Source organism: Halococcus sp. PRR34, assembly GCF_028617175.1.
Classification (GTDB): Archaea; Halobacteriota; Halobacteria; order Halobacteriales; family Halococcaceae; genus Halococcus; species Halococcus salifodinae.
The window spans coordinates 259,735-280,943 of the sequence record NZ_JAQJDA010000004.1 but is presented as its reverse complement, the minus strand read 5'-3'; the positions used below and the strand labels follow the sequence as shown (position 1 = coordinate 280,943).

Sequence of the window (21,209 nt, the reverse complement as noted above, 5' to 3'; positions counted from 1 at the left end):
TCATTGGTCATGTACGACTGCTGTCGGCGGGATGCCGTAATCTCCGTGACTCGGTTCCGCTACGCTACACAAGAGCGGGATTGTTAATGTCTGTTTCTTGGAATACATCCCACCGATCACGTTTGCAATTATTTAGTCCGATGGCAGGTTAGTGGATCACGTAAGGCCCTGAGAATGGTGTGGCGCACACCCCTTGATCGAAGTGAAAGGGTGGGCGTGAAGGATTACAGTTCGCCAGAAAACCTCGGCCGCGGTTCGCCGTCGGCCATGCGCAGGCCGTTCTCAGTTTCAACGATCCGGACAGCATCGATCGCCGCCTCGATCGCGTCCTCTACATTCGCGCGTTCGTGGCTCGATCGGACGAGTGGGCCTCGGATGTACTCCCGTCCGATCGGCCCGATGCTATCGGTCTGATAGTAGACCTTCCGAACGACGTCGTCGACGAGGTCTTGGTCGGGCATGAAGAACAGATGGCCGCGGTACTACTTCGTGTTATCGGCCAGTTGATACCGCCGCGGGTAGCCCCACCCGGCGACGAGATCGTGCTCGCGCAGCTCGGCGAGCGCTCCTCGGATCGTCCGCTCGGCGTGGCGGGTTTCCTCCGCGAGAGCGTGCTTCGAGAGTGCGCCGTCGGCGCGGTCGAGGGCGTCGTACACTCTCCGAGCGGCCGGCGAACACTCGCTCAGTGCGGGCGGGTCGTCGGTCTCAGTCATCACTGACATTGATCTCGAACTTCGGCGGTGTGGTCGGTCGGTGCGCGCACTCTTCTTTGTGCGAGCCCGCCCAGTCCTCGGCGTCGTCGCGACCCGGCACGTAGCGCCGCGCGCCGCAGGCACAGCGAACGCGGGCCTGAGTCATCGGGCCTCCCGGGCGCACCACGGACAGCGCTCGCGCTGGGGGTCGATCCGGTGGCTGCACGCCTCGCAGATGTTGAGGTGACTGTCGTTCAGGTCGGCCATGCGCTCGTGGATGGTGGTGACGACCACCGGCGTCTGGCCCGTTCGTGGTTGGCGCTTGTAGATGAATACCGCGCCGCTCGGAGCGTGGAGCATCCCGCGATCGTCCGCCTCGGGAACGCCGACCGGAACGGCGTCGCGGAACGCGGCGTAGAGATCGAGGCCGAGCCACTCTGTATCGCGCAGTGCGACCCGGCGGTTGAACCGCTCGATCGCGTGGATCGTAATCAGTGGTGGGGGGATCGGTGTCGGGCCGTCCGGTGGCGCGGCGGTCGGGGGTTCGTCGGTGCTCATGCCCGGATGCCTCGCTCTTCCTCGATGTGGCGACGAGCGCCCTGGAACCCCTCGAACGTCTCGCCGCACGAACACTTGACCTCGGGGCCAGCGACGTTTTCTACCAGGTTCAGCGGGCCGCTCTCGAACACGCAGCCGTGCTCTTCGCTATACGACATCGTCTGAACGTAGTCAGCAGTCCCCGTTTTCCGAAGCTCATGCTCAGACATCGCCGGACTCCCGGCGCGATCGCGCCACCCCGCAGGGCCCGCAGCGCTGCTCGCCCCCCACGCGTGGACGCGTGCACCCGTGCTCCTCGCAGGTGTCAGTCACGGTCACCACGCTCCTCTCGCCTGAGGCTGATTTTCGCGCAGTTGGCCGAGCAAAACGTGTCACACGAGAGTATCGACGTGTCGACCGGGCGGACTACCTGATAGCTATCGTCGCTCGTGTCGATTTTCTCGTCGCACCCCTGAAGGTCACAGATCGAGTAATAATCGTCGAAAACGCTCATCGACTCACCTCGATCAGCGCCGCGTATCCCTCTCGCACCGGCACGTCCGAGTCGCGGGTCTCGTAGCCCTCTCGATCGAACGTCCCGCGGACCCGGCCCTCGCCCTTGCCGATGAGCACCGTGACCGTCTCGTCGCCCGTCCGGCGGATCCGGTACGGCAGGCAGTCGATCTCCGCGAGGATGCGGTTGACCTCGACGACGAACTCGTCGGGTTCGGTGTCGACGTTGACGTCGTCGGTGTCGGCGGTGCCGGTACTCATGATCGACCTCGCTTGCGCTCGGCTATCTCTCGGTGCATCCGACACTCCGGGCACAGACGTAGGCGCTCGGCGGCCGTCCCGATCATCTCTCGGGCGGGTGCCCGCATCCCGCAATCAGCACAGCCCGGACCTTCGACGCCGCGCCGTCGTTGCTCGCGGGCGAAGCCCTGACCGACCTTGACCCGCTCGCGGAGTAGTCCGTTGGTGCCCATCGGCTCACACCTCGTTGGCGAACCGAACGCGGTTCAGCCCACTACCGAGATCGTCGGGGCGGACGTCGCGATCGCTCGTCACTGGCTTCCCGCCGCTCGCGAAGTTCGTCCCGCCGTGAACGAAGACGTCGGCGGTGTTGGCGCGGTGGATGTAGGCATCTCGCGTCGTCTCGAGGCGGACCCCCCAGTCGATGTGTAACGCCCCGCTACCGTAGAGCGCGATGTTGCGGACGTAGCTGTCCTGAATCCGCGCGCCGACCGGCTTCCCGCCGAACCCATCGGGGAAGCGCATATTCCGGTACATCGCGGGGCCGACCTGCTGCGAACGCGACCACGTCATCCCCTGGAACCGGAGGTGTTCGTCCTTCCCGGTGTGGATGATGTTGTGGTTCGCGGTCACCTTCACCTGCGAGGGATTCTCGTAGTTCCCGCAGAAGACGATCCGGGCAGCGCCGCGGTTCTGCGAGAAGGCCGCCTGGATCGTGCCCGGCGAGTAGGTCCCGTCCGCGACCGCGAACGCGTGGACCGCTCCGTAGTCCTTCGAGATCGTGTCGAACGCTTCGCGGTAGTCCTCGCTCGTCCGGATGACCTGGACGTCCGAGGGGTCGATGTACTGCGAGTCCGCGTCGCCCGCGGCTTTCCGCTTGCGCGCAGCGATCGAGGGTCCGGACTGGCCGCCGCTGGATCCACTGCTTCCGCCGCCGGAGTTGCCGCCACCTCCACCGCCCGAGCTCCCGCTCGAACTGGATCCGTCGAATGCCTTCCCTCCGAAGGCCGACGCCCGTTCCCAGCTCTTGTTGTTGATTGAGATCAGCAGGTCCTTGGGATTGTCCGCCCGGATGCGCGTCTTCTGTCCCCAGTAGCGCCACTCGTCGACGCCGCTGACGACTCGACCGACAGCTGTACGTCCGCTGTTGGTGACGCGATCGCGACCGCCGATACCGGAGCCCGCTTCGATACCGCCGTCGACCGTGACCTCGTATTCGTTTTCGCTGTTCGATTCGCTTTTGATCCGCATCGAGTGTGGCATTGGAGTGCTGTGTTGCGATTATCGTTTATTCCAGACGTTCGTATCACGATCCTGTGTTTTGAACTGGTTCAACAACGGGATCGCCCCGATTGAACCAGACGGAAAGCGGTTGCAGAGGTGTTGTAGCGGTGTTGTAGCTGTTTTACCCTCAGCTACGCAACACATACATACACACTGCACTGCAACCGAACTTTCTCTCAGGTCAGAGGAGGTGGGATCCCTCCTCCTGTGTGGAGGATCATTCGGACCCGTTCCCCCCTGATCCGTTGTTGAACTGGTTCAAAGCCCCCGGGTCGCGTTGAACTCGGTCGAAGTCGATCTTGAGCCCCTTCGGTTTCTCCCGGTCGCCCTTCCCCGTGGTGACAGTCTCGGCTTCCCGCACCGCCGCCCACGGATGCTGACCATCGTCGTAGCCGCCGCCCTCGTCAAGGCCGCCGATCTTGTCGACGAGGTCGTAGGCGTAGCGTTTCGAACAGCCGGTCGTGCCGGCGATCTCCTTCGGTGTGACGACCACCTTCGTCGACTGGCCGCGTGACTGATCGGCGTAGGCGACGATCGCGGCGACCTTCTCACCCTCGCTGGATTTGTCCTCGCCGACGTCGGCGATCGAGGCCAGCGTGTCGCCGTGACTCTCGACGGCGATCCGGAGGTCGTCGATCTCAGTCCGGGTTTCCTCGGCGGCGTCGGACAGCGCCATCACGCCCATGTCGTCACCGAGGTCGGCGTCGGTGAGGGTCGTGACTGCCTTCTTTAGAAACGCGATGTCGGTCTGCATGTCTTGGACCTGTTCGCGCAGTCCGCCGACCTCGCGTTCGAGCTCGTCACGAGTGAGTTCGTCCGGCGGCGACTGACTCATGTTACCCTCACCACCTCGTCGGCCGGCTCGTAGATCTCGCCCTGCCGACGGAGCTTCTCGACCTCTTCTTTCGCGTCGTCGAACTCGATCCCGAGGATGCTGGTGATCGAGTAGACGTCCTGGAGCGGTGCGCCGTCGTCGTTGTGCGACTCGGCGAGTTCGATGACCTGTTTGGTAGTCTTGATCCGCGTCCGCTGCTCAGCGTTCTCGTCGCCAGTCAGCCCGCCCCAACCAACGCCGTGGACTGTCTCTTCGAGATCGTGAACCCGTGCCGCGAGACTCTCGACCGTCGGTTCGTCGTCGACGTCGCTGGTGCTGGTCTCGGTATCACTCATGGAGATCACTCTCCCAGTCGTCGTCGCGTTCGGCCTGTCGTCCTGCCTCGGCGGCGTCGCCGATGAACTCGACCGCGTCCTCGCGGCCGACCTGTTCGTACAGCTCCCGCCGGTCGGGATCGCCGCAGGTGATCGTACCACGGTTCGTGAGCGCGTCCCGATCGATCTCGCGTTCGGTGACGTTCTCGTCATCCTGGTCGCGAGCACTCTTCTCTGGCCGGCGGGGCTGGCGCTGGCTCACGACGTCGCACCCCCTTTATTAGTTACACTGATACTCGCTATACCTTTCTCGTCACTTTCCTCGAACACACGGCTCCACGGGATCTGGGCGACGTGGCGGCCCGATCGCTGCGCCGACGCCGGCGACCACGTCGTCACCAGGTCCTCGACCCACCATGCAGGCCGGAGTGCACACGCCGCGATCTCGGTGTCGTCGGGGTCCGCGACTAGGAGCGCGTACTCACCACTTACCTCGCGTAGTTGATCATGAGCGCGCTCGCGGAGTAGCCAGCGCCCGCGGCGCGGCCCTCCGTTGGAGATGCGCCATGCAGCGCTTTTGATCTCGACGGGCGTGCCGGCCTCGACGGTGCCGAACCCGTCGCCGACATCGATTTGTTCCGTAACGCGCGCGTCGAGCCACCACTCGTCGTGATGATCGTCTGGGACGCGCTCTAAGGGGTAGCGCTCGCAGGCCGCGAGCTCGGCGTTCGCGCCGAGCGCACCGTTCTCGTCGCGGCGGTCGGGTGTCACTCCGATCCCCCCCCGTTACCGCGGTCGAGATACCGGATCCCGTTCCGGAAGCAAGGATCGACGCCGTTCGTCGTGGTCGTACACGTCCCGCCGTCGGGAACGCGCTCGAAGAGACGGTGGCACCGTTCGCATTTGCGAACGGGCATCAGGCCACACCCCTCTGCCCGGACGCACCGCTATTTATTTGTGGGCATGAACAGCTTTGAAGTAATGCCCGGGGTGGGCTCCGAACCCACGATCTCCGCATGTCCCAGGTTCGAGGCGGCGGCCTCGAAGGGAATCACGCCCGTCTCGAAACCCTATGAGTGCGGCGCTATGTCCAGCTAAGCCACCCGGGCTGTCCGTTGATATTCGACTCGGAGTCATTAACCTTCCCATCTGGTCCGGCAGTCTTATGTCGGCCGGTGGCACAGACGGCACATGGACGTTCCCGGGATCGTCAGCGAGCGCCTCGCCGACGAGTCGCGGCTGACCAGCGTGAGCATCGGGAACGACGACCGAGTGTACGTCACGCCGTCGCAGACGTTGGTCTATCACTCCGCGGGGCTGTTCAGCAGCGAGTCCGTCGAGGAGTACCCCCACGACGCCATCCGGTTCGACATCTCGGCCAGCCGCCGCGAGGCCTCCTTTGCCTTCGAGTACGACGACGGGGTACGGGGCTTTGCGATCCCGAGCGACCGGATCGAGACCGTCCTTCCGCCGGTGATCGCGGGCGTACTCCGCTCCACCGGGCTGATCGACGACGACGAGTCGATCGCCGAGAGCTATCGGTTCGGCGAGCGCACGCTGGTGGTCACCGACCGACGGCTGCTCACCTCGGTCGGCGAGGCGGTCTGGGACCGCGACTACGAGAGTTACGCCTTCGGGGACGTCACCGACGTGAAGTTCGAGGCGGGCACACTACTGATCGCGATCGGCGGACAGCGGCGGCGGCTCGACCTGTCCGGCGATGGCGATCGAGAGGCCTACCAAACCGTCGAGGACGCGCTGCTCGCGTACCACGACGTCGACACCGTCGAGGAGATCGGCTCACAGAACACCGACCAGTTCCGCCCGCAAACCCCGTCGGACGACGACGGAGAAACGACCGACCAGCAGACGACACCCCCTGGGACGGCCGATCAGCAGCCACCGACCCCGAACGCTCCCGATCAGACTCGAACGGGATCGCCCGAGACCGATGTTCGAGAGGCCGAGACCGGCGCGAACGCGGAGCAATCGCCATCCCGACCCCACGCTGCCGACCAGCCGACCGACACCGCTGGTCAGTCAACCGATACCGCCGGCCAGCCGACCGACACCGCCGGTCAGCCCTCCGACGGCGACACTCGATCGTCGGGCGACGATGCTCAGCCGTCCGGAACGGGCGGGCAGTCCGCGGACACCCAACCGAGTGCCGGACCGACGTCGGCCGAACCCACGATTGCGATCGAGGACACCGAAACTGCTCGGACCACGGATCCCACCACGTCGGACGCCGCTCGGCAGGACGCGGGTTCGAGCGCCGCTGCCGAGGTCGTCGACGAGATCGATGCGCTTCGCGAAGCGGTCGATCGACAGACCGAGCTGCTCGAACGCCAGCAGGCAACGCTCGAACGGCTCGCTGATCGACTCGACGACGATCGCTGATTCGGCGTCGCGGCCGACGGGAGTCCAGTGGCTGTCCGACGGGAATCGGACGAAGCGATCGCTGTGAGGGGTTCAGCGACGGCCGACGACTTTTTCGATACACGACGACCCGAACGGACCGTGGTCGCCGGCATCGAGACGGAGGAAGTAGCCCGTCGAGATGGAGGCCCCGCATCGCCGGCAGGTGAACTCGCCTTCTCGGGTGACGACGTCGCGCCCAAAGCGGACGAACTCGCCGGACAGCACCCGCACGAGACCGTCCTCGCGGTCGATCACGCCGCGGAGCTCGGCCGTATCGAGGATTTCGCGGGTCGTGTGAGGATCGTCAGTCACGGTTTCGAGCCGGTCGATCGCGGTCGCGAGATCGAGCGAAGCGTCGTCGAGCGTCGCGAGGAGCTCCACCCCGAGTTTGACCGGATCGGCGTCGCTCACGTCCTCACTCGATCGGGTGACGTGGTAAGTATTGTGCGATCGGTCCGTCCACATCCGCTGGAACTCTTGGCGGTTCGAACCGGAACGAGTTTGCCGATCCCGCGCCCGTGATCGTGCGTGCAGCGCGCTCGTCGACGGCTGGTCGGGGTCGCGATCGTCGCCGCGGCGGTGGCGCTCGCCGCACTCACGCTGTCTCCGGATCGAGTGCTCGCACGGCTCGCCGCGCTTCGATCCCAGCCGGCCGTGTTCGCGGCGGTCGTGGCGGCGTTGTATCTCGTTCGGCCGCTTCTCGCGTGGCCGCTGAGTCTCTGTTCGGCGGTCGTCGGTTACGGCTACGGGCTCGTCGGCCTTCCGTTCGCGCTCGCCGGCGTGTGTCTCACGTGTCTTCCTCCATACCTGCTCGGCCGCTACGCCAGTGGTGACACCGAAAGCGGCGTCCTCGGTCGGCTCGGCGGGGCCGGCGAGCGGTTTTTCGAACGGACGGGTGGCACTCGCGGGGTGGCCGCCGCCCGGCTCGCACCGCTGCCCGCCGATCCAGTGTCGGCCGGTGCGGGGTTCTCCGGGGTCGGCCTCCGATCGTACCTTTTTGGGACCTTCCTCGGTGAGATCCCGTGGACGATCGCCGCGGTGCTCGCGGGGCGGTCGCTCGACCGCCTCACGACCGCAGGATTGTCCGGCGCGAGCGTCGAACTCGCGGTCGCGGCGGGTGTGATTGCACTCCTCGTGCTCGCCGGACCAGCATACGAGCTGCTCCGCGACCGCCGACGGCCTCACCAGAACGTGTCCGAGCAGTCGTAGACCACGCCGTGGTTCGGGCAGACGTACTTGCAGTGGCGGCGGTCCATCGCCGCCCCGCAGACCGGACAGGGCCGCCCCGATCCGTCGGCCGTGGCGCTTGCCGACCCCGCGACATCGCTCCGGTTTGCAGCGCTTTTTCCATCGGCCTCGTTCGGGTCGCTTCCCTCCCGTCGCTCGTTCGCGCCGGCCATGTCTCGTCCGACCGCCGGCGCGGGGTTGAACCTTCCGCCGGGCGGACCTTCGAGAGAGTTTCGAGAGATTTGGGTGGGAGTCCGGACAACGTTCATTCCGGTGGACTCCCGTTCTCGAGTATGGCCAGAACTATCCTCGATGAGTCGGTCGGCGCGGCACTCGTCACGGCGGCGCTCGCGGGGATCGCGGGCGTCGCGGGGTCGTACGCGCTCGCGGGGTTCACGCCCGCCTTCCTCGCCTCGCCGATCACCTCGTTTCTCACGCAGGTGATGCCGAGCGCGGTGCTCCAGTTCGCGATCGTCACGCTCACCGACGTCGGTCAGGTGTTCGGGATCGAACATCTCGGCCAGCAGGCCAACCTACTGCTCGCGCTCACGCTCGGTGCGGGGCTGCTCGGCAGTATCACCCTCGCGGCGCTCGCGACCGGCTACCGACTCGATAGCGCGGCCGCCGCAGTGAGTCTCGCGGGGCTCGGTGCGTGGCTCGCGACCGCGGTGCTGACGGGCGCACCGATCCCCTCGCTCGGGGCCGGCGTCGGAAGCGCGGTCGTCGTCGGCGTCGCCACCGCCACGCTCGCCACGGCCGGTGACGGGACCGCCGAATCGGGGATCTCGCGCGGCCGGCGGACGATGCTCGGAAGTCTCGCGAGCGCACTCGGTGTCGGCGTCATCGCCTACGTGCTCGGCGGACGCGAAGCCGGGGCATCGGCACAGGAGACGTCACTTTCGAGCGTCACCAACGGCTCAAGCAATGCGAACGGAACGGGCGGCGCGATCGGCGGGGGCGGCGCAGCCGGCAACGACACGAACGGCGGCGCTGACGGTGGCGGATCGGGCACTGCGGAGGGGGGCAACAGCAGTGCTGACGCACAAGAGAGATCGACCGACGACCTCCTCGCCGACGCCGAGGCGGCGTCGTTCGCGATCGAAGGGCTCGAAGGCCTCATCAGCGGCGACGACTTCTATCAGGTCGACACCGCGAACCCCAACCCGGACGTGAACAAGGACAGCTGGACGCTCTCGGTCACGGGCGCGGTCGATAGCGAGCAGACGTTCGACTACGACGAGATCACGTCGATGGGGGCCGAAAACCGGTTCATGACGCTGCGGTGTGTCAGCGATCCACGCAACGGCAAGAAGATGGACAACGCGCTCTGGACCGGCGTCCCGATGGAGCGCGTGCTCGACGGCGTGGACCTCCAGGGGAAGTTCGTGATGGCCCGCTCGGTCGACGGCTACTACGAGGAGTTCCCGGTCGAGGCGCTTCGGACTGGATTCCTCGCGTACGGCATGGACGGCGAGGTGCTCCCGCGCGCCCACGGCTATCCCGTGCGCGCGCTGATCCCCGGCCACTGGGGCGAGATCAACGTCAAGTGGATCGACGAACTCGAAATCCTCGATCGCCCGGCCAAAGGGTTCTGGGAGAAGAAGGGCTGGAAGGGTACTGGCCCAGTGCACACGGTCGCGAAGCTCCACGCAACCAACCGTGCGGATGGAAAAATCACGGTCGCCGGCCACGCGAACGCCGGCGTTCAGGGGATCGAGCGCGTCGAGGTCTCGACCGACGGCGGGAACTCGTGGAACGACGCGGAGCTCTCCCCGGTTCTGACACCGAACCTCGGTGGCGACGTCTGGCGACAGTGGCGGTACGACTACGACGCGCCCGGCGAGCAACACGAGGTCGTCGTCCGCGCGGTCGACGGTACTGGCACGCTCCAGCCGAAGAAAGAAACCGGACGGTTCCCGAGCGGCTCGATGGGCTGGGTCTCGAAGACAATTGAGGGATAAAGCTAAGCCGACAGGGAAAAGCTAAAAACGAGGGCGTAGGGTTCGGTCTAGTTTCTTCCTCAAGCCGATAGCTGGAATATGTTCGACTACACTTGAGGAGAGAACTATAGATATCCTCGAACGAGATATGCTTGTCTTCTCTACGTAACCGTAGAGGTAGGCCGCTACTAGCAATACCCCGTAGCTAAGTCTGAATGAGATTGCATTTATGACCGACTGATAGAAGTGTGCGATGACAGCATCAACGGTTACTACGAACACGCTACTAACCAGCACAAGCGAGAATGTAGCGTTGCTCGCTGCGGAGGACATAAGTCCAACGTAGTCTGATATTCCTACTACAACGGCAGTGAAAAGTGCAGTAGTGGCAATATGGCTATTCTCCGCTATGAAATGAAACACATATAGCACTTTTCTTCGGAAAGGGTCCTCAACCCATTCCTCAACTGGCTCGTCGCCCGTACTATCGCCTCCGGCAGGATTAATCCCCATCTCCGGCCACGAGATATCAGTTCTGGTCATGGGTCTCTGTATCTCCAAAGGACGCTGCTTCTGGCCACCCCTTCGAATTCAGTACCCATAGTCTTTCGCCAACTCGTACTACCGCGGAAGCCATGACGAATTTAGTCACACGAATACCCTCCCCACCCATTTGTATACTGAGCGGGGAAAAAGCGACAACAGGAATGGATGGAACGAATGTATCGATCAATCCGATAAACAATAGCGTCGCTATTGGAACAAATACCATAGTTATGAACAGCAATATCTGGAAGACGAAGGCGTAGAACTGCTGGTGTGCTGCTAAACGTGCTTTCTGAAGCCTAGAGCTGTGGCTCGCAAGATCCTCGTCCACAGACGACTGGCCTGTCTTTTCAGACGCTATCTCGTCAGCCATGGTTGGGGTAGGAGATTATGACCTCCGTTGTCAGCTCAACACTCCGACCAGCCGCAGGACTCGCAGGTCTTGCAGCCTTCGGAGTAGTAGAGCGACAGCGATCCACACGAGGGGCACTCGGGACTCTCGCCGCTGTCGATCATCGCCTGGACGTCACCCGTCGATCGATCGGTGCCGGCGTCGGCTCCCGGCCCACCGGACGCGTCGGCCCGCGTGCCACCGTCGGGTTCGGTCGCCGTGTCTCCGGCCGTTCCGCTCTCGGCATCCTCGCTCGCGATCTCGTCCAAGTTGCGCTGCTGGGGGTAGGTCTTCTCGATCTCTCCATCGAGATACCGCCGCATCGCGGTGCCGATGGCGTCCGGAATCGACTGGATCTGCTCGCCCTTGTCCCACGCGACCTTCGGGCTCCGGGTGCCGTCGAGTTCGTCGACGATCTCGTCGGGATCGACGCCCGACCGGAGCGCGGTCGAGATGACCTTCGCGAGCGCCTCGGTGAAGGAGTTCGTGAACCCACCCGAGTGACCGATGTTGGCGAACAGCTCGAACGCTCTTCCATGTTCGTCCTCGTTGATGTTGACGTAGAGCTTGCCGTAGCCGGTGTCGACGCGCTGGGTCACGCCGTGGAGCACATCGGGCCGGGGCTGCTTCGCGGCGTAGACCGGCTCGGTGTCGACCACCGATGCGAGATCGGTATCGAGCGCCGCGCGGACATCCTCACTGTCGAGGAAGCCCTCGATCCCACCGAACACCTCTTCGATCTGCTCGACGAGAGCCTCGGCAGCTTCGCCCTCGTCGGCGAACTCGGCGTTGTCCGCCCGCGTCGTGAGGACCTGCTTCGAGCGCGTACCGTCGCGGTAGACCGTGACGCCCTTGCCGCCGTTGTCGTAGATGTAGCGGTACACCTCGTCCATGTCCGCCTTGCTCGCGGAGTTCGGGAAGTTACAGGTCTTCGAGATCGCCGAATCGACGCCCGCCTGGCACGCCACCTGCACACCCGCGTGCTCGATGCCCGAGAGGTCCGAGGTCACGACGAACAGCTCGCCGATTGCGTCGGGCACGGTGTCGAGCCCCTCGACGCCGTCGAACTCGTTACTACTCATCTGTTCTTGAGCCTCCGCCTTCACCGCGTCGACGTCGATATCGTTGGCCTCCAGCACCCGGAGGAAGTAGTCGTCGAACTCCACCAGCATCTCGTCGCCCTGGACGTCGTCGGAGACGTTCTTGTAGTAGGCGACGTTGTAGATGGGCTCGCAGCCGCCGGTGGTGTTGCCGACCATCGAGGTCGTGCCGGTCGGGGCGATGGTCGTCGTGTTGTGGTTCCGGATCGGGAACCCCTCTTCCCAGTCGTCGGCCGACTCGCCGGTCTGAGCCTCGAACCACTCTCGGTACGCGGTGGGGTCGGCGTACTTCGAGTCGTCCCAGTCCTCGAAGCTCCCGCGCTGTTCGGCGAGCTCGTGGGAGGCGTGCTTCGAGCCGTGGTTGATCCGGCGCATGAGCTGGCGTGCGATCTCGTTGCCCTCTTCGGAGCCGTAGCGCACGCCCAACTGGATGTAGAGCTGTGCGAGCCCCATGATCCCGAGCCCGATCTTGCGCATCTCGCGGACCTTCTGCTCGATCTTCTCGACCGGGAAGTCGCTCATCGTGACGACGTTTTCGAGGAACCGCGTGCCGAGTTCGATCCGATGGTCGAACGCCTCGGTGTCGATGGCCCCCTCCAGGTAGGCCTCGATCGCCGCCTCCTGAGACGCGTACTCGTCGGCGTGTTCGTCGGACCAGACCCGCCAGTCCGGCGCATCGCTCGCGGCGAGCGTCGAGAGGTTGATGTGTCCGAGATTACAGGCCTCGTACTCCTCCAACGGCTGTTCGCCACAGGGGTTCGTTGCGAGGATCTCGTGGTCGGGATGCTCCTCGACGTCGAAGGAGTGTTCCTTGTTCACGCGTTCGAGGTAGATCACGCCGGGCTCGCCGTTCTGGTAGGCTCCGTCGACGATGTGCTCCCAGAGGTCGGCCGCGGGGATCGAGAGCTCCTCACCGACCTCGACGTGCTCGCCGAGCCCGTAGCAGTCGTAGAGCTCCTTGGTCTCGGCGGTGGCGATGTGGGGCTCTTCGGTGCGTGGATTGGTGAACGTGAACTCGCCGCCCTCTTCGAGCGCGTCCATGAAGTCGTCGGTCACGCCCACCGAGATGTTGAAGTTCGAGAGATGGCCCTCGACGGCGTTCCGGAGGTGCTTCGGGACTTTGCCCTCGTCGTCGATGAGTTCCCGAGCCTCCTCTAAGGCGTCGACGAACTGGGTGTGCGTGAAGTCGTCGGGGTCGTTCAGTCGCAGCGAGTGCGCGAGCGAGACGTCCTTGTTCTTGGCGTGGATGAACTGGATGACGTCGGGGTGGGAGACGCGCATCACGCCCATCTGGGCCCCGCGGCGTGCGCCGCCCTGGGCGATCGTCTCGCACATCTGGTCGTAGGTGCGCATGAACGTGATCGGCCCCGAGGCGATTCCGCCCGTCGACCCCACTGCGTCCCCATAGGGACGGAGCTTCCAGAACGCATAGCCCATCCCGCCGCCCGATTGGAAGACCTCGGCAGCTTCCTTCGCGGTCTGGTGGATGTCGTCGATGTCGTCGCCCGGCGAGTCGACGAAACACGCGGACAGCTGCTGGAGCTCGTCGCCAGCGTTCATCAGCGTGGGCGAGTTCGGCATGAAGGAGAGATCCTCCATCGAGGCCTGGAACGCATCGGCGGTCTCCGCGACGTGCTCGCGGATCTCCTCGGGGAGATCGGGCACCACGGTCTCGTAGGCGAACTTGTTGACGTTGTACGCCGAGAGGGTGGTTTCGGCGTCGTCGTCAGCGGTGGTTCCCTTCCCGAACACCTCGCTCGCGAGATCGTCCCGCCGTGGGTGGTCAGGTTTCAGCTGCTCGGGCGTCACAGTAATGTCGGTGTCCCGACGCCCGGCTTCGAACACCGCCTCCGCCAGCGCGACGTTCCGCGCCACGCGCACGAAGAGGTCTTCTTGGGTCTCGACGAGTTCGCCGTCGGAATCCTTTCGAAGATAGCGCGCGGGCAGGATGTTGTCGTAGGCGTTCGCGGTCAGTCGTTCCTCCAGAGTGTCACCGTCGGTGCGCTTCACCGGCAGCGTGACCTCGTCGGCCGAGCCCGCGCGACTCACGCGGCTGCCTCCCGGTCGGGAACGGTCGTTCGACAGGCGATACGCGGATCGTGAGAGGGGGGTGTACCAGTCATTTGTAGCGGCGATCTCCTACCGAAGCAAGGGTCATCAACGCTTCGGCATCGGTCTTCGGTCGACGTCGTTTCGGGTCGGATCGCTGGCGTGATGGCTGTTCGTGCGAGTCTGACGAGACACGCCGAGTTACGGTATTGACGTGCGCTTCGAAGTCATATAACGGTAGGTAGACCGGAGTGAAAGTAGTTGTCATTGCGATCGAATCACGGGAGGGGACGCGGACATCCACGCGAAGCTAGAGGGGGTTTTCGTCTGGAACCGTCCGCGCGCGTTCAATCGTCGACGACTGCGTACTCGACGCCAGCCTCGATCCCGTCGAGGAAGTTCCGGATCACGTCGTGGCCGACACCAGTCAGAACGCTCTCGGGATGGAACTGGACGCACTCGATCGGATGCTCGCGGTGGCGCACTCCCATCACGAGGTCGTCGTCCGTGCGCGCGGTCACGGCGAAGCAGTCGGGGATCTCGGTCGCGACGAGGGAGTGATACCGGCCGGCGCGAAAGCCCTGGTCCAGCTCCGCGAAGACGCCCCGGCCGTCGTGCTCGACCGCGAACGCCTTGCCGTGGACGGGTTCGGGCGCGCGTCCGACCGCCCCGCCGTAGGCGTACACCGCGGCTTCGAGCCCGAGACAGACCCCCAGAGTGGGGATCTCCGGGCTCACCTCGCGGAGCACGTCGAGCGTGACGCCCACGTCGCGGTCGTTTGCGGGGTGGCCAGGCCCGGGACTGATCACGATCGCGTCCGGGTCGGCGGCGCGGACGTCCGCGAGCGAGGCAGTGTTCCGGACGACTTCGGTTTCGGCGTACTCGCTCACGTACTCCACGAGATTATAGGTGAACGAATCGAAGTTGTCGACGAACAGTACGCGCGGCCGATCGGTGTCGGCGCCAGTCGGACGGCCCGTCTCACGGTGGCGGTCGAGGGACTCGCTCACCGGCTCACCTCCGGGGGTGGCGTCGCGTCCGCGGGCTGCTCGATCCGATCGAGCGCGGCGATCACGCCGTCCATCTTGCGCTCAGTCTCCTCGTACTCGCTCGCGGGATCGGAGTCGGCGACGATGCCCGCACCGGCCCGCACGGTGATGCGGTCCGTCGTGGTTTCCTCGTCGCCTCCGCGTTCGTCCAGTGCGTGATCGATCAGCGCCGTCCGGATCACGATCGCGACGTCGGCGTCGCCGTCCCACGAGAAGTAGCCGACGCCGCCGCCGTAGAGGCCTCGGGGACTGGTTTCGAGGGCGTCGATGATCTCCATCGCCCTGATCTTCGGCGCGCCCGAGAGCGTCCCCATCGGGAACGCCGCGCGCGTCGCGTCGAACGCATCGGCGTCCGCGGCGAGCCGGCCCGTGACGGTGGACTCGATATGCTGCACGTGGGAGTATTTGAGGACAGTCATGAACTCCCCGACGCGCACCGAGCCTGGTTCGCTCACTCGGCGAACGTCGTTGCGCGCGAGATCGACCAGCATCGTATGCTCGGCGCGTTCCTTCTCGTCGGCGAGCAGTTCGCCGGCGAGCCGGCGATCCTCGACCGGGCTGGCTCCCCGGGGACAGGTGCCGGCGAGTGGGTTCGAGACGACTTCCTCGCCTCGCACCGAGACCAGCGTTTCGGGACTCGCCCCCACCACCGATCGGTCGCCGTATTCGAGGAGATACATGTACGGCGAGGGATTGATGTCACGGAGCGCGGCGTACAGTCCGCGTGGGTCGATCTCGCCGACGAGTTCGCGAGCGCGCGAGAGCACCACCTGGTAGCTGTCGCCGTCGAGGACGTGCTCCTTCCCGCGCTCCACCGCCGCCTCGTACGCCTCGCGCGACCCCGCAGTTGCGTCCTCGCGGACGAACCCACCGGGGTCAGCCGTCGCATCGGCGAGGGCCTCGCGGACCCGCTCGGCTTCGCGCACGAGGGCGTTGTGGATCGCGCCCGCATCGTCGCCTGGCCGGACGAGCGGCGTACACACCAGCGACACCGTATCGGCGGCGTGATCGAACGCGAGGGTCTTCGTGGTCAGCACGAACTGCGCGTCGGGTACTCGCGAATCGGGCCGCTCGACGCCCACCTCGTCGAGATGGAGGTCGTACACCGCGTCGTAGGCCAGAAATCCCACGAGCCCGCCGTCGAGCTGCTGGCGGTCGGTCGTGGGGAAGTTCACGCGCTCGACGTCCGGTAACGCGCCCCGGAGTCGGTCGAGCACGTCGCCCTCGCCGGGATCGACGAGGCCCGCGTACCGCGGATCGAACACGTCGACGTCGGTTCCGTCGGGATCGAGCGTGACGGCGGCCGCCGGGTCGTAGCCGACGAACGAGTAGCGCGCGTGGCGCTCCTCGCTCGCAGGTGCGAACGCACCATCCGGATCGCTCGATGCGAGCTTCTCGCCGCTTTCGAGGAGAAAGGTGTGCGCCGCGTCCGATGCGTCGGCGAGCGCCGCGTACGCCGCCAGCGGCTCGACATCGACATCGAGATCGACCGTCGTCCGAACGACCGCCGGTCGGTCGGCGTCCTCGGCGAGAGCGACGAACTCGTCGCGGTCGAGGAATGATTTACCGCTCATGTCGTCACCGTTCGCGGTGCTGTCGCCCGTTCGACGAACTGCTGAATCGCCGCGTGGTCTTTCACGCCGCCGGCACGTTCCGTGCCGCTCGAAACGTCCACGCCGAAGGGCTCGACCGTCCGGACCGCCTCGGCGACGTTCTCGGGTGTGAGACCGCCGGCGAGCAACACCGGAACGTCGAGGTCGGCGACGACCGCACGGGCACGCTCCCAGTCATGGGTTTCGCCCGTTCCACCGGCCCCCTGCTCGTCGGTCGAGTCGAGCACGAGCGCGTCGGCGGGGTTCGCATACTGTTCGAGATCGTCGTCGGCTGCGTCGACACCAGCCAGCACCCGAGCGTCGGTACGATCGGCGAGGGCCGCCACCTCGTCGGGCGAGTAGTCATGAACCTGGATCGCGTCCGGGTCGACTCGCTCGGCGAGGGCGGCTCCCGCTTCGGGTGTTTCAGGCATCGTGACGAGAACGCTTGTGACCCCTTCCGGAACGCGCTCGCCGAGCGTGGCGGCGCGGTCGGGTGCGAGTTCGCGCGGCGTCTCGATCGGCACGCCACAGACGAATCCCACCATGTCAGCGCCGGCCGCGACGGCGGCATCGAGGTCGTCCTCGCGGGTCAGCCCGCAGATCTTCGTGCGGGTCATGCGGTCTCGCCCGCGATCGCCTCGTCGGTGGTCCGGAGCGCAGCGAGCTTTTCGGCCGCGTGCCCCGCATCGATGGCCTCACGAGCGCGCTCGACGCCGTCCGTGAGCGAGTCGGCAGCGCCCGCGACGTAGATCGCCGCGCCGGCGTTCGCGAGCACGATATCGCGTTTCGCGCCCTCGACCTCACCGGTGACGATCCCTTCGAGGTCGCGAGCGTTTTCGACCGGTGTGCCGCCGGCGACCGCGCCGAGTTCGTGAGTCGCGAGGCCGAGATCGTCCGGCGAGAGGTGGTATTCCTCGATTTCCTCACCCCGAACCTCGGCGACGGCCGTCTCGTCGTGGACGCAGATCTCGTCCATCCCACCACCGTGGACCACGAGCGCGCGTTCGACATTGAGCTGTGCGAGCGCACGGGCGAGCACCGGGACGAGGTCGGGGTCGTAGACACCGACGACCTGGGCGTCCGCGCCCGCCGGGTTCGTGAGCGGCCCGAGCACGTTGAAGAGCGTCCGTATGCCGAGCTCCCGGCGCGGGCCGATAACCGCCTTCATCGCTGGATGGAACACCGGCGCGAGCATGAACCCGATTCCCCGCTCCTCGATCGAACGCTCGACCTCGGGTGGTTCGGCGTCGATCGTCACGCCGAGCTCGTCGAAGACATCGGCGCTGCCCGACGACGACGATACCGAGTAGTTGCCGTGTTTCGCGACGTTCACGCCCGCGCCCGCAGCGACGACCGCGCTCGTGGTCGAGACGTTGATCGTGTCGTGGGCGTCACCGCCCGTCCCGCAGGTGTCGACCACGGGCCGGCAGTCGGGATCGATGGTACGGGCGGCACCGCGCATCCCCGCTGCGAAGCCCGCGATCTCGGCTTCCGTCTCGCCTTTCGTCCGCAGCGCCGTGAGCAACCCCCCGATCTGTGCGTCGCTCGCCCCGTCGAACACCGCCGTGCTCGCCGCACGCGCGTCCGCGAACGAGAGATCCTCGCCATCGGTCGCGCGCTCGATGTACTCTTGCATTGTGGATCGTCGATGTACGGTTCCGCGTTGTAATGGACAAGATCGTACATCCACTTAACCGTACCGGCTGCAAGCCGGACAGGCGACCGCCGGCAGGCGCTCGTTTCGAAACGTTCAATTGCATCCGTATGCCATGTCGATGTACGCACTCGATGGGTTCGTGGTCTAGGCTGGTTATGACACCTCCTTGACATGGAGGAGGCCGGCGGTTCAAATCCGCCCGAACCCACTGATTTTGCGGCGAGCGACACCGCGAGCTGCGAACCCATTACGTGAGGGCGATTTGAACCAGGGAGTGAAGCGAAGCGGAACGACCGTGGTTCCAACTCCGTCCGAACCCAATCCGTTTCCTGCTGTCGCCATAATCTCACCGCGATCGGGAATAGAGACAGCGAAAGCCTTCGTTTCGATCTCTGAACTGATAGGTTTCGAACGTCCAAGAGCGCACAGCTACGTCACGATCCCGTGGACAACTGTTTTCATCTCCGTGCTCGAACCTGCGCATATCCGACACAACGGAGAGCTGATTCAGGATGGATGATGCAGAGCCGAGTTCGTCGCTGCAAGTGGCGGTCGACGAAGCGCTCCAACGGAAGAATGGCACGGCGGTCGCAGCGCTCGTCGAGAGCCTTCCGTCGGCAGGAGTCGAGACTCGCAAAGCGTGCCTTCGCTCGCTGAAAGCCGCCGTGAGCGATGATCCAGCCGTAGTAGCGCCAGCACTGCCGTCATGCGAATCCCTGCTCGAAGATGACGAGCGTTCGGTGTGCCTGCTGACCGCCAAACTGTTCGTCACCGTCGCAGAGACCGACCCGGACGCCGTCATCCCGGTGGTATCGGCGCTCGCCGAGCGGCTAGCCGACGACGAGGAGTTCTACTACGTCCGCGCCCGCTCGGCGGAGGCGCTCGGGTACGTCGCGCTCGAACACCCCGACACCGTTGCCTCGCCCGAGCTGCTGGCGGATTGCAGAGTCGGGCTATCGTTCGACGAACCGGCGGTCAAGGAAAAACTGGCGAAGGCGCTCGAACACGTCGCGCTGGGCGATCCTGAGCGGCTCAGACACCATGTTTCGGCTCTCGCCGATCACCTCGACGACGAAAACGACCTCGTGCGCTACCATCTGAGTACGGCGCTGGCGGTCGTCGGCTGTCAACACCCCCGACGGCTTGCCGAGGCCAGCGACGCGCTCGGCGCGCGACTGGCCGATGAGAACGCCCACGTCCAGGGGCGAGCCGCCGAGGCACTCGGCCTGCTCGCGCGCTCGGAAGCCGACGTGTCGCTCCCGGAATCGCTCGCGGAACTCGACGAGGGAGAGCCGTTCGTCGTCGAGCGAGCCCGCTTCGCCCTCGCCACCGACGGACCTGACAGCGGGAACGAGGAGGTCGAAACGGACACCGAGATCGGCAGCGTCGACGCGATCCGAGAAACGACGGCCGAAGCCGTCGCGGCGATCACGGAACCCGATGGTGACGGCACGTGCCCCCACTGTGGACTGACACTCCCCGAGGGTGGGCCACCGATGTGCCCGCAGTGTGGTGCGCCGTACTGAACCCACGCCGAGTTTTGGCTGGCCAAAAACGGAACGGCTAAGTGGATTTAGGCGAGCCTAATCCGTATGGGAGACGAGTCCACGGCGCGTGAGGCACCGACGCGGCGCGACTACCTGACGTACGGCGGCGCAGTCGTCGGTGGCGGGCTGCTCGCTGGCTGTACGAGTGAAGGCAGTCCCGACGATGAAGAGAGCAGCTCGAATAGCTCCAGAGCCGGAAATACGACGGGGAGTACCGATGCAAACACGTATTCAGTGACGATGGCCCCGATGGGGGAGATCACTTTCGAATCAGTACCCGAGCGATGGATCCCGTATGGCGGTTGTTATGCCGACATGGGTGTCGCGCTCGGACAGGCCGACGGTATCACCGGTATCGGTGGCTCGGACCGGTATTACACCGCGTTCTACGAGGAACTGCCCGGCGTGAACGTCGACCGCGAGAAGATCGAGGAGAACTCCGAAGTTCGGAGCAAAGAACAGTTCTACGAACTCGAGAACGACGTTCATCTATACGATCCGGGGATGCTGATCAACTGGTTCGACTGGGACCAGCAGGACGTCGACGAGATCGCCGAGAACGTCGGGCCGTTCCTTGGGAACGTGATCTTCCGTCGGGAGGACGAGTGGCACGATTACCGCTACTACACGCTCTACGGAGCATTCGAGAAGATAGCACAGCTGTTCCGAGAACAAGAGCGGTATCGAGCGTTCAAAGGACTCCACGACGAGTTCATCGCCGACATCCAGAAACGACTCCCGCCGGCCGCCGAGCGGCCGAGCGTGTTGCTCACCTACAAACGTACCAGCGAATCGGAAACGTTCTCGCCGTATCGACTCAACGACAAAGGGACGAGCAAGAAGCAGTGGCGCGATCTCGGGGTCAAGGACGCATTAGCGAAAACCGGCGTCAAGGGGATCAGTTCCACCGACAGGGGTGAACTCGACTTCGAGACACTACTCGAAGTCGACCCGGAGGTGTTCCTCATCCGCGGACACGAGCGAAAATCGGTGTCCGAATTCAGGGACACGGTCGTCGCGGATCTGCGGAATCACCCCGTGGGGAGTCAGCTAACAGCCGTCGAGAACGGACGCGTCTACCGTGGTGGCTACCTCCACCAAGGACCCATCCACAACCTCTTCTTAACTGAGCAAGGTGCAAAGCAAATGTATCCAGAGATTTTCGGTGAGATAGCCAGCAACGACCAGCTGTTCGACCGTCAACGAGTCGCGGACATCATCAGCGGAGAGTTCTGATTGAGGAGTGGACACAACGCGACGGCCGAGACATCG

Annotated in this window: 27 protein-coding genes, 2 tRNA genes and 1 pseudogene; 6 read left to right on the top strand and 24 right to left on the bottom strand. The window is 64.9% G+C overall.

The window, feature by feature from the left end:
• Nucleotides 1-224 precede the first annotated feature (224 nt).
• The 15 genes from PHA81_RS07855 to PHA81_RS07785 form a co-directional block, all read right to left on the bottom strand.
• Nucleotides 225-461 carry a hypothetical protein gene (locus tag PHA81_RS07855; RefSeq protein WP_273836209.1) on the bottom strand — a complete coding sequence of 79 codons (237 nt, stop codon included), beginning with the start codon at nucleotides 459-461 and terminating at the stop codon, nucleotides 225-227.
• Nucleotides 462-482: 21 nt separating this feature from the next.
• Complete coding sequence (locus tag PHA81_RS07850) at nucleotides 483-713, bottom strand: hypothetical protein (protein ID WP_273836207.1); 231 nt, start codon at nucleotides 711-713, stop codon at nucleotides 483-485.
• Nucleotides 706-858 carry a hypothetical protein gene (locus PHA81_RS07845; protein WP_273836204.1) on the bottom strand — a complete coding sequence of 51 codons (153 nt, stop codon included), beginning with the start codon at nucleotides 856-858 and terminating at the stop codon, nucleotides 706-708. Before PHA81_RS07845 ends, PHA81_RS07850 begins: the two co-directional genes overlap by 8 nt.
• Nucleotides 855-1,250 (bottom strand): hypothetical protein, encoded by a 396-nt coding sequence (locus PHA81_RS07840; RefSeq protein ID WP_273836202.1) that lies wholly within the window; start codon nucleotides 1,248-1,250, stop codon nucleotides 855-857. The genes PHA81_RS07845 and PHA81_RS07840 overlap by 4 nt, the downstream gene beginning before the upstream one ends.
• Entirely contained in the window at nucleotides 1,247-1,459 is a 213-nt protein-coding gene (locus PHA81_RS07835; protein WP_273836200.1) for a hypothetical protein, read from the bottom strand. The genes PHA81_RS07840 and PHA81_RS07835 overlap by 4 nt, the downstream gene beginning before the upstream one ends.
• Before the next feature lie 95 nt (nucleotides 1,460-1,554).
• Nucleotides 1,555-1,743, bottom strand: a complete 189-nt coding sequence (locus tag PHA81_RS07830) for a hypothetical protein (protein WP_273836199.1) — start codon at nucleotides 1,741-1,743, stop codon at nucleotides 1,555-1,557.
• The gene (locus PHA81_RS07825) at nucleotides 1,740-2,003 is read right to left on the bottom strand and encodes a hypothetical protein (RefSeq protein WP_273836197.1); all 264 of its coding nucleotides are present in this window, start codon (nucleotides 2,001-2,003) and stop codon (nucleotides 1,740-1,742) included. The genes PHA81_RS07830 and PHA81_RS07825 overlap by 4 nt, the downstream gene beginning before the upstream one ends.
• Nucleotides 2,000-2,215: a hypothetical protein gene (locus tag PHA81_RS07820; RefSeq protein ID WP_273836195.1), complete on the bottom strand. Its 216-nt coding sequence runs from the start codon at nucleotides 2,213-2,215 to the stop codon at nucleotides 2,000-2,002. The genes PHA81_RS07825 and PHA81_RS07820 overlap by 4 nt, the downstream gene beginning before the upstream one ends.
• Nucleotides 2,216-2,219: 4 nt before the next feature.
• On the bottom strand, nucleotides 2,220-3,233 hold the full coding sequence (locus tag PHA81_RS07815) for a hypothetical protein (protein ID WP_273836193.1): 1,014 nt from the start codon (nucleotides 3,231-3,233) through the stop codon (nucleotides 2,220-2,222).
• A gap of 250 nt (nucleotides 3,234-3,483) precedes the next feature.
• Nucleotides 3,484-4,101, bottom strand: a complete 618-nt coding sequence (locus PHA81_RS07810; protein ID WP_273836191.1) for a hypothetical protein — start codon at nucleotides 4,099-4,101, stop codon at nucleotides 3,484-3,486.
• A complete protein-coding gene (locus PHA81_RS07805) occupies nucleotides 4,098-4,436 on the bottom strand; it encodes a hypothetical protein (protein ID WP_273836190.1) in 339 nt (112 codons plus the stop codon). The genes PHA81_RS07810 and PHA81_RS07805 overlap by 4 nt, the downstream gene beginning before the upstream one ends.
• Nucleotides 4,429-4,677, bottom strand: a complete 249-nt coding sequence (locus PHA81_RS07800) for a hypothetical protein (RefSeq protein WP_273836188.1) — start codon at nucleotides 4,675-4,677, stop codon at nucleotides 4,429-4,431. Before PHA81_RS07800 ends, PHA81_RS07805 begins: the two co-directional genes overlap by 8 nt.
• The gene (locus PHA81_RS07795) at nucleotides 4,674-5,186 is read right to left on the bottom strand and encodes a hypothetical protein (protein ID WP_273836187.1); all 513 of its coding nucleotides are present in this window, start codon (nucleotides 5,184-5,186) and stop codon (nucleotides 4,674-4,676) included. The genes PHA81_RS07800 and PHA81_RS07795 overlap by 4 nt, the downstream gene beginning before the upstream one ends.
• Nucleotides 5,183-5,332 (bottom strand): hypothetical protein, encoded by a 150-nt coding sequence (locus PHA81_RS07790; RefSeq protein ID WP_273836186.1) that lies wholly within the window; start codon nucleotides 5,330-5,332, stop codon nucleotides 5,183-5,185. The genes PHA81_RS07795 and PHA81_RS07790 overlap by 4 nt, the downstream gene beginning before the upstream one ends.
• A gap of 65 nt (nucleotides 5,333-5,397) precedes the next feature.
• Nucleotides 5,398-5,524, bottom strand: a tRNA-Met gene (locus PHA81_RS07785).
• A gap of 82 nt (nucleotides 5,525-5,606) precedes the next feature.
• On the opposite strand from PHA81_RS07785, the gene PHA81_RS07780 reads away from it, so the two are divergent.
• On the top strand, nucleotides 5,607-6,815 hold the full coding sequence (locus PHA81_RS07780) for a hypothetical protein (RefSeq protein ID WP_005045382.1): 1,209 nt from the start codon (nucleotides 5,607-5,609) through the stop codon (nucleotides 6,813-6,815).
• Between the two features lie 72 nt (nucleotides 6,816-6,887).
• Here the strand turns inward: PHA81_RS07780 and PHA81_RS07775 are convergent, their stop codons facing one another.
• On the bottom strand, nucleotides 6,888-7,247 hold the full coding sequence (locus PHA81_RS07775; RefSeq protein ID WP_273836184.1) for a DUF5830 family protein: 360 nt from the start codon (nucleotides 7,245-7,247) through the stop codon (nucleotides 6,888-6,890).
• 117 nt (nucleotides 7,248-7,364) lie between these two features.
• On the opposite strand from PHA81_RS07775, the gene PHA81_RS07770 reads away from it, so the two are divergent.
• Entirely contained in the window at nucleotides 7,365-8,045 is a 681-nt protein-coding gene (locus tag PHA81_RS07770; RefSeq protein ID WP_005045380.1) for a VTT domain-containing protein, read from the top strand.
• Here the strand turns inward: PHA81_RS07770 and PHA81_RS20925 are convergent.
• Nucleotides 8,018-8,122: pseudogene (locus PHA81_RS20925) on the bottom strand (HVO_2523 family zinc finger protein); the annotation flags it as partial. The gene PHA81_RS07770 and the pseudogene PHA81_RS20925 sit on opposite strands and share 28 nt — an antisense overlap.
• A gap of 234 nt (nucleotides 8,123-8,356) precedes the next feature.
• On the opposite strand from PHA81_RS20925, the gene PHA81_RS07760 reads away from it, so the two are divergent.
• Nucleotides 8,357-10,024, top strand: a complete 1,668-nt coding sequence (locus PHA81_RS07760) for a molybdopterin-dependent oxidoreductase (RefSeq protein WP_005045377.1) — start codon at nucleotides 8,357-8,359, stop codon at nucleotides 10,022-10,024.
• A gap of 21 nt (nucleotides 10,025-10,045) precedes the next feature.
• Here PHA81_RS07760 and PHA81_RS07755 read toward each other — a convergent pair whose 3' ends face one another.
• The 7 genes from PHA81_RS07755 to trpD form a co-directional block, all read right to left on the bottom strand.
• Entirely contained in the window at nucleotides 10,046-10,546 is a 501-nt protein-coding gene (locus PHA81_RS07755) for a hypothetical protein (RefSeq protein WP_152424523.1), read from the bottom strand.
• The gene (locus tag PHA81_RS07750) at nucleotides 10,533-10,922 is read right to left on the bottom strand and encodes a hypothetical protein (RefSeq protein WP_005045376.1); all 390 of its coding nucleotides are present in this window, start codon (nucleotides 10,920-10,922) and stop codon (nucleotides 10,533-10,535) included. Before PHA81_RS07750 ends, PHA81_RS07755 begins: the two co-directional genes overlap by 14 nt.
• A 35-nt stretch (nucleotides 10,923-10,957) precedes the next feature.
• Entirely contained in the window at nucleotides 10,958-14,089 is a 3,132-nt protein-coding gene (locus PHA81_RS07745; protein WP_005045375.1) for an adenosylcobalamin-dependent ribonucleoside-diphosphate reductase, read from the bottom strand.
• Nucleotides 14,090-14,436: 347 nt separating this feature from the next.
• On the bottom strand, nucleotides 14,437-15,027 hold the full coding sequence (gene trpG, locus PHA81_RS07740) for an anthranilate synthase component II (protein WP_241430417.1): 591 nt from the start codon (nucleotides 15,025-15,027) through the stop codon (nucleotides 14,437-14,439).
• Nucleotides 15,028-15,095: 68 nt separating this feature from the next.
• Complete coding sequence (gene trpE / locus PHA81_RS07735; protein WP_005045372.1) at nucleotides 15,096-16,712, bottom strand: anthranilate synthase component I; 1,617 nt, start codon at nucleotides 16,710-16,712, stop codon at nucleotides 15,096-15,098.
• Entirely contained in the window at nucleotides 16,709-17,350 is a 642-nt protein-coding gene (locus PHA81_RS07730) for a phosphoribosylanthranilate isomerase (RefSeq protein ID WP_005045370.1), read from the bottom strand. Before PHA81_RS07730 ends, trpE begins: the two co-directional genes overlap by 4 nt.
• Entirely contained in the window at nucleotides 17,347-18,369 is a 1,023-nt protein-coding gene (gene trpD, locus PHA81_RS07725) for an anthranilate phosphoribosyltransferase (protein ID WP_005045368.1), read from the bottom strand. Before trpD ends, PHA81_RS07730 begins: the two co-directional genes overlap by 4 nt.
• Before the next feature lie 154 nt (nucleotides 18,370-18,523).
• Here trpD and PHA81_RS07720 point away from each other — a divergent pair.
• The 3 genes from PHA81_RS07720 (at nucleotide 18,524) to PHA81_RS07710 (ending at nucleotide 21,173) form a co-directional block, all read left to right on the top strand.
• Nucleotides 18,524-18,598, top strand: a tRNA-Val gene (locus tag PHA81_RS07720).
• Nucleotides 18,599-18,902: 304 nt separating this feature from the next.
• Complete coding sequence (locus PHA81_RS07715) at nucleotides 18,903-19,916, top strand: hypothetical protein (RefSeq protein ID WP_005045367.1); 1,014 nt, start codon at nucleotides 18,903-18,905, stop codon at nucleotides 19,914-19,916.
• Between the two features lie 66 nt (nucleotides 19,917-19,982).
• On the top strand, nucleotides 19,983-21,173 hold the full coding sequence (locus tag PHA81_RS07710; RefSeq protein WP_005045365.1) for an ABC transporter substrate-binding protein: 1,191 nt from the start codon (nucleotides 19,983-19,985) through the stop codon (nucleotides 21,171-21,173).
• Nucleotides 21,174-21,209 lie beyond the last annotated feature (36 nt).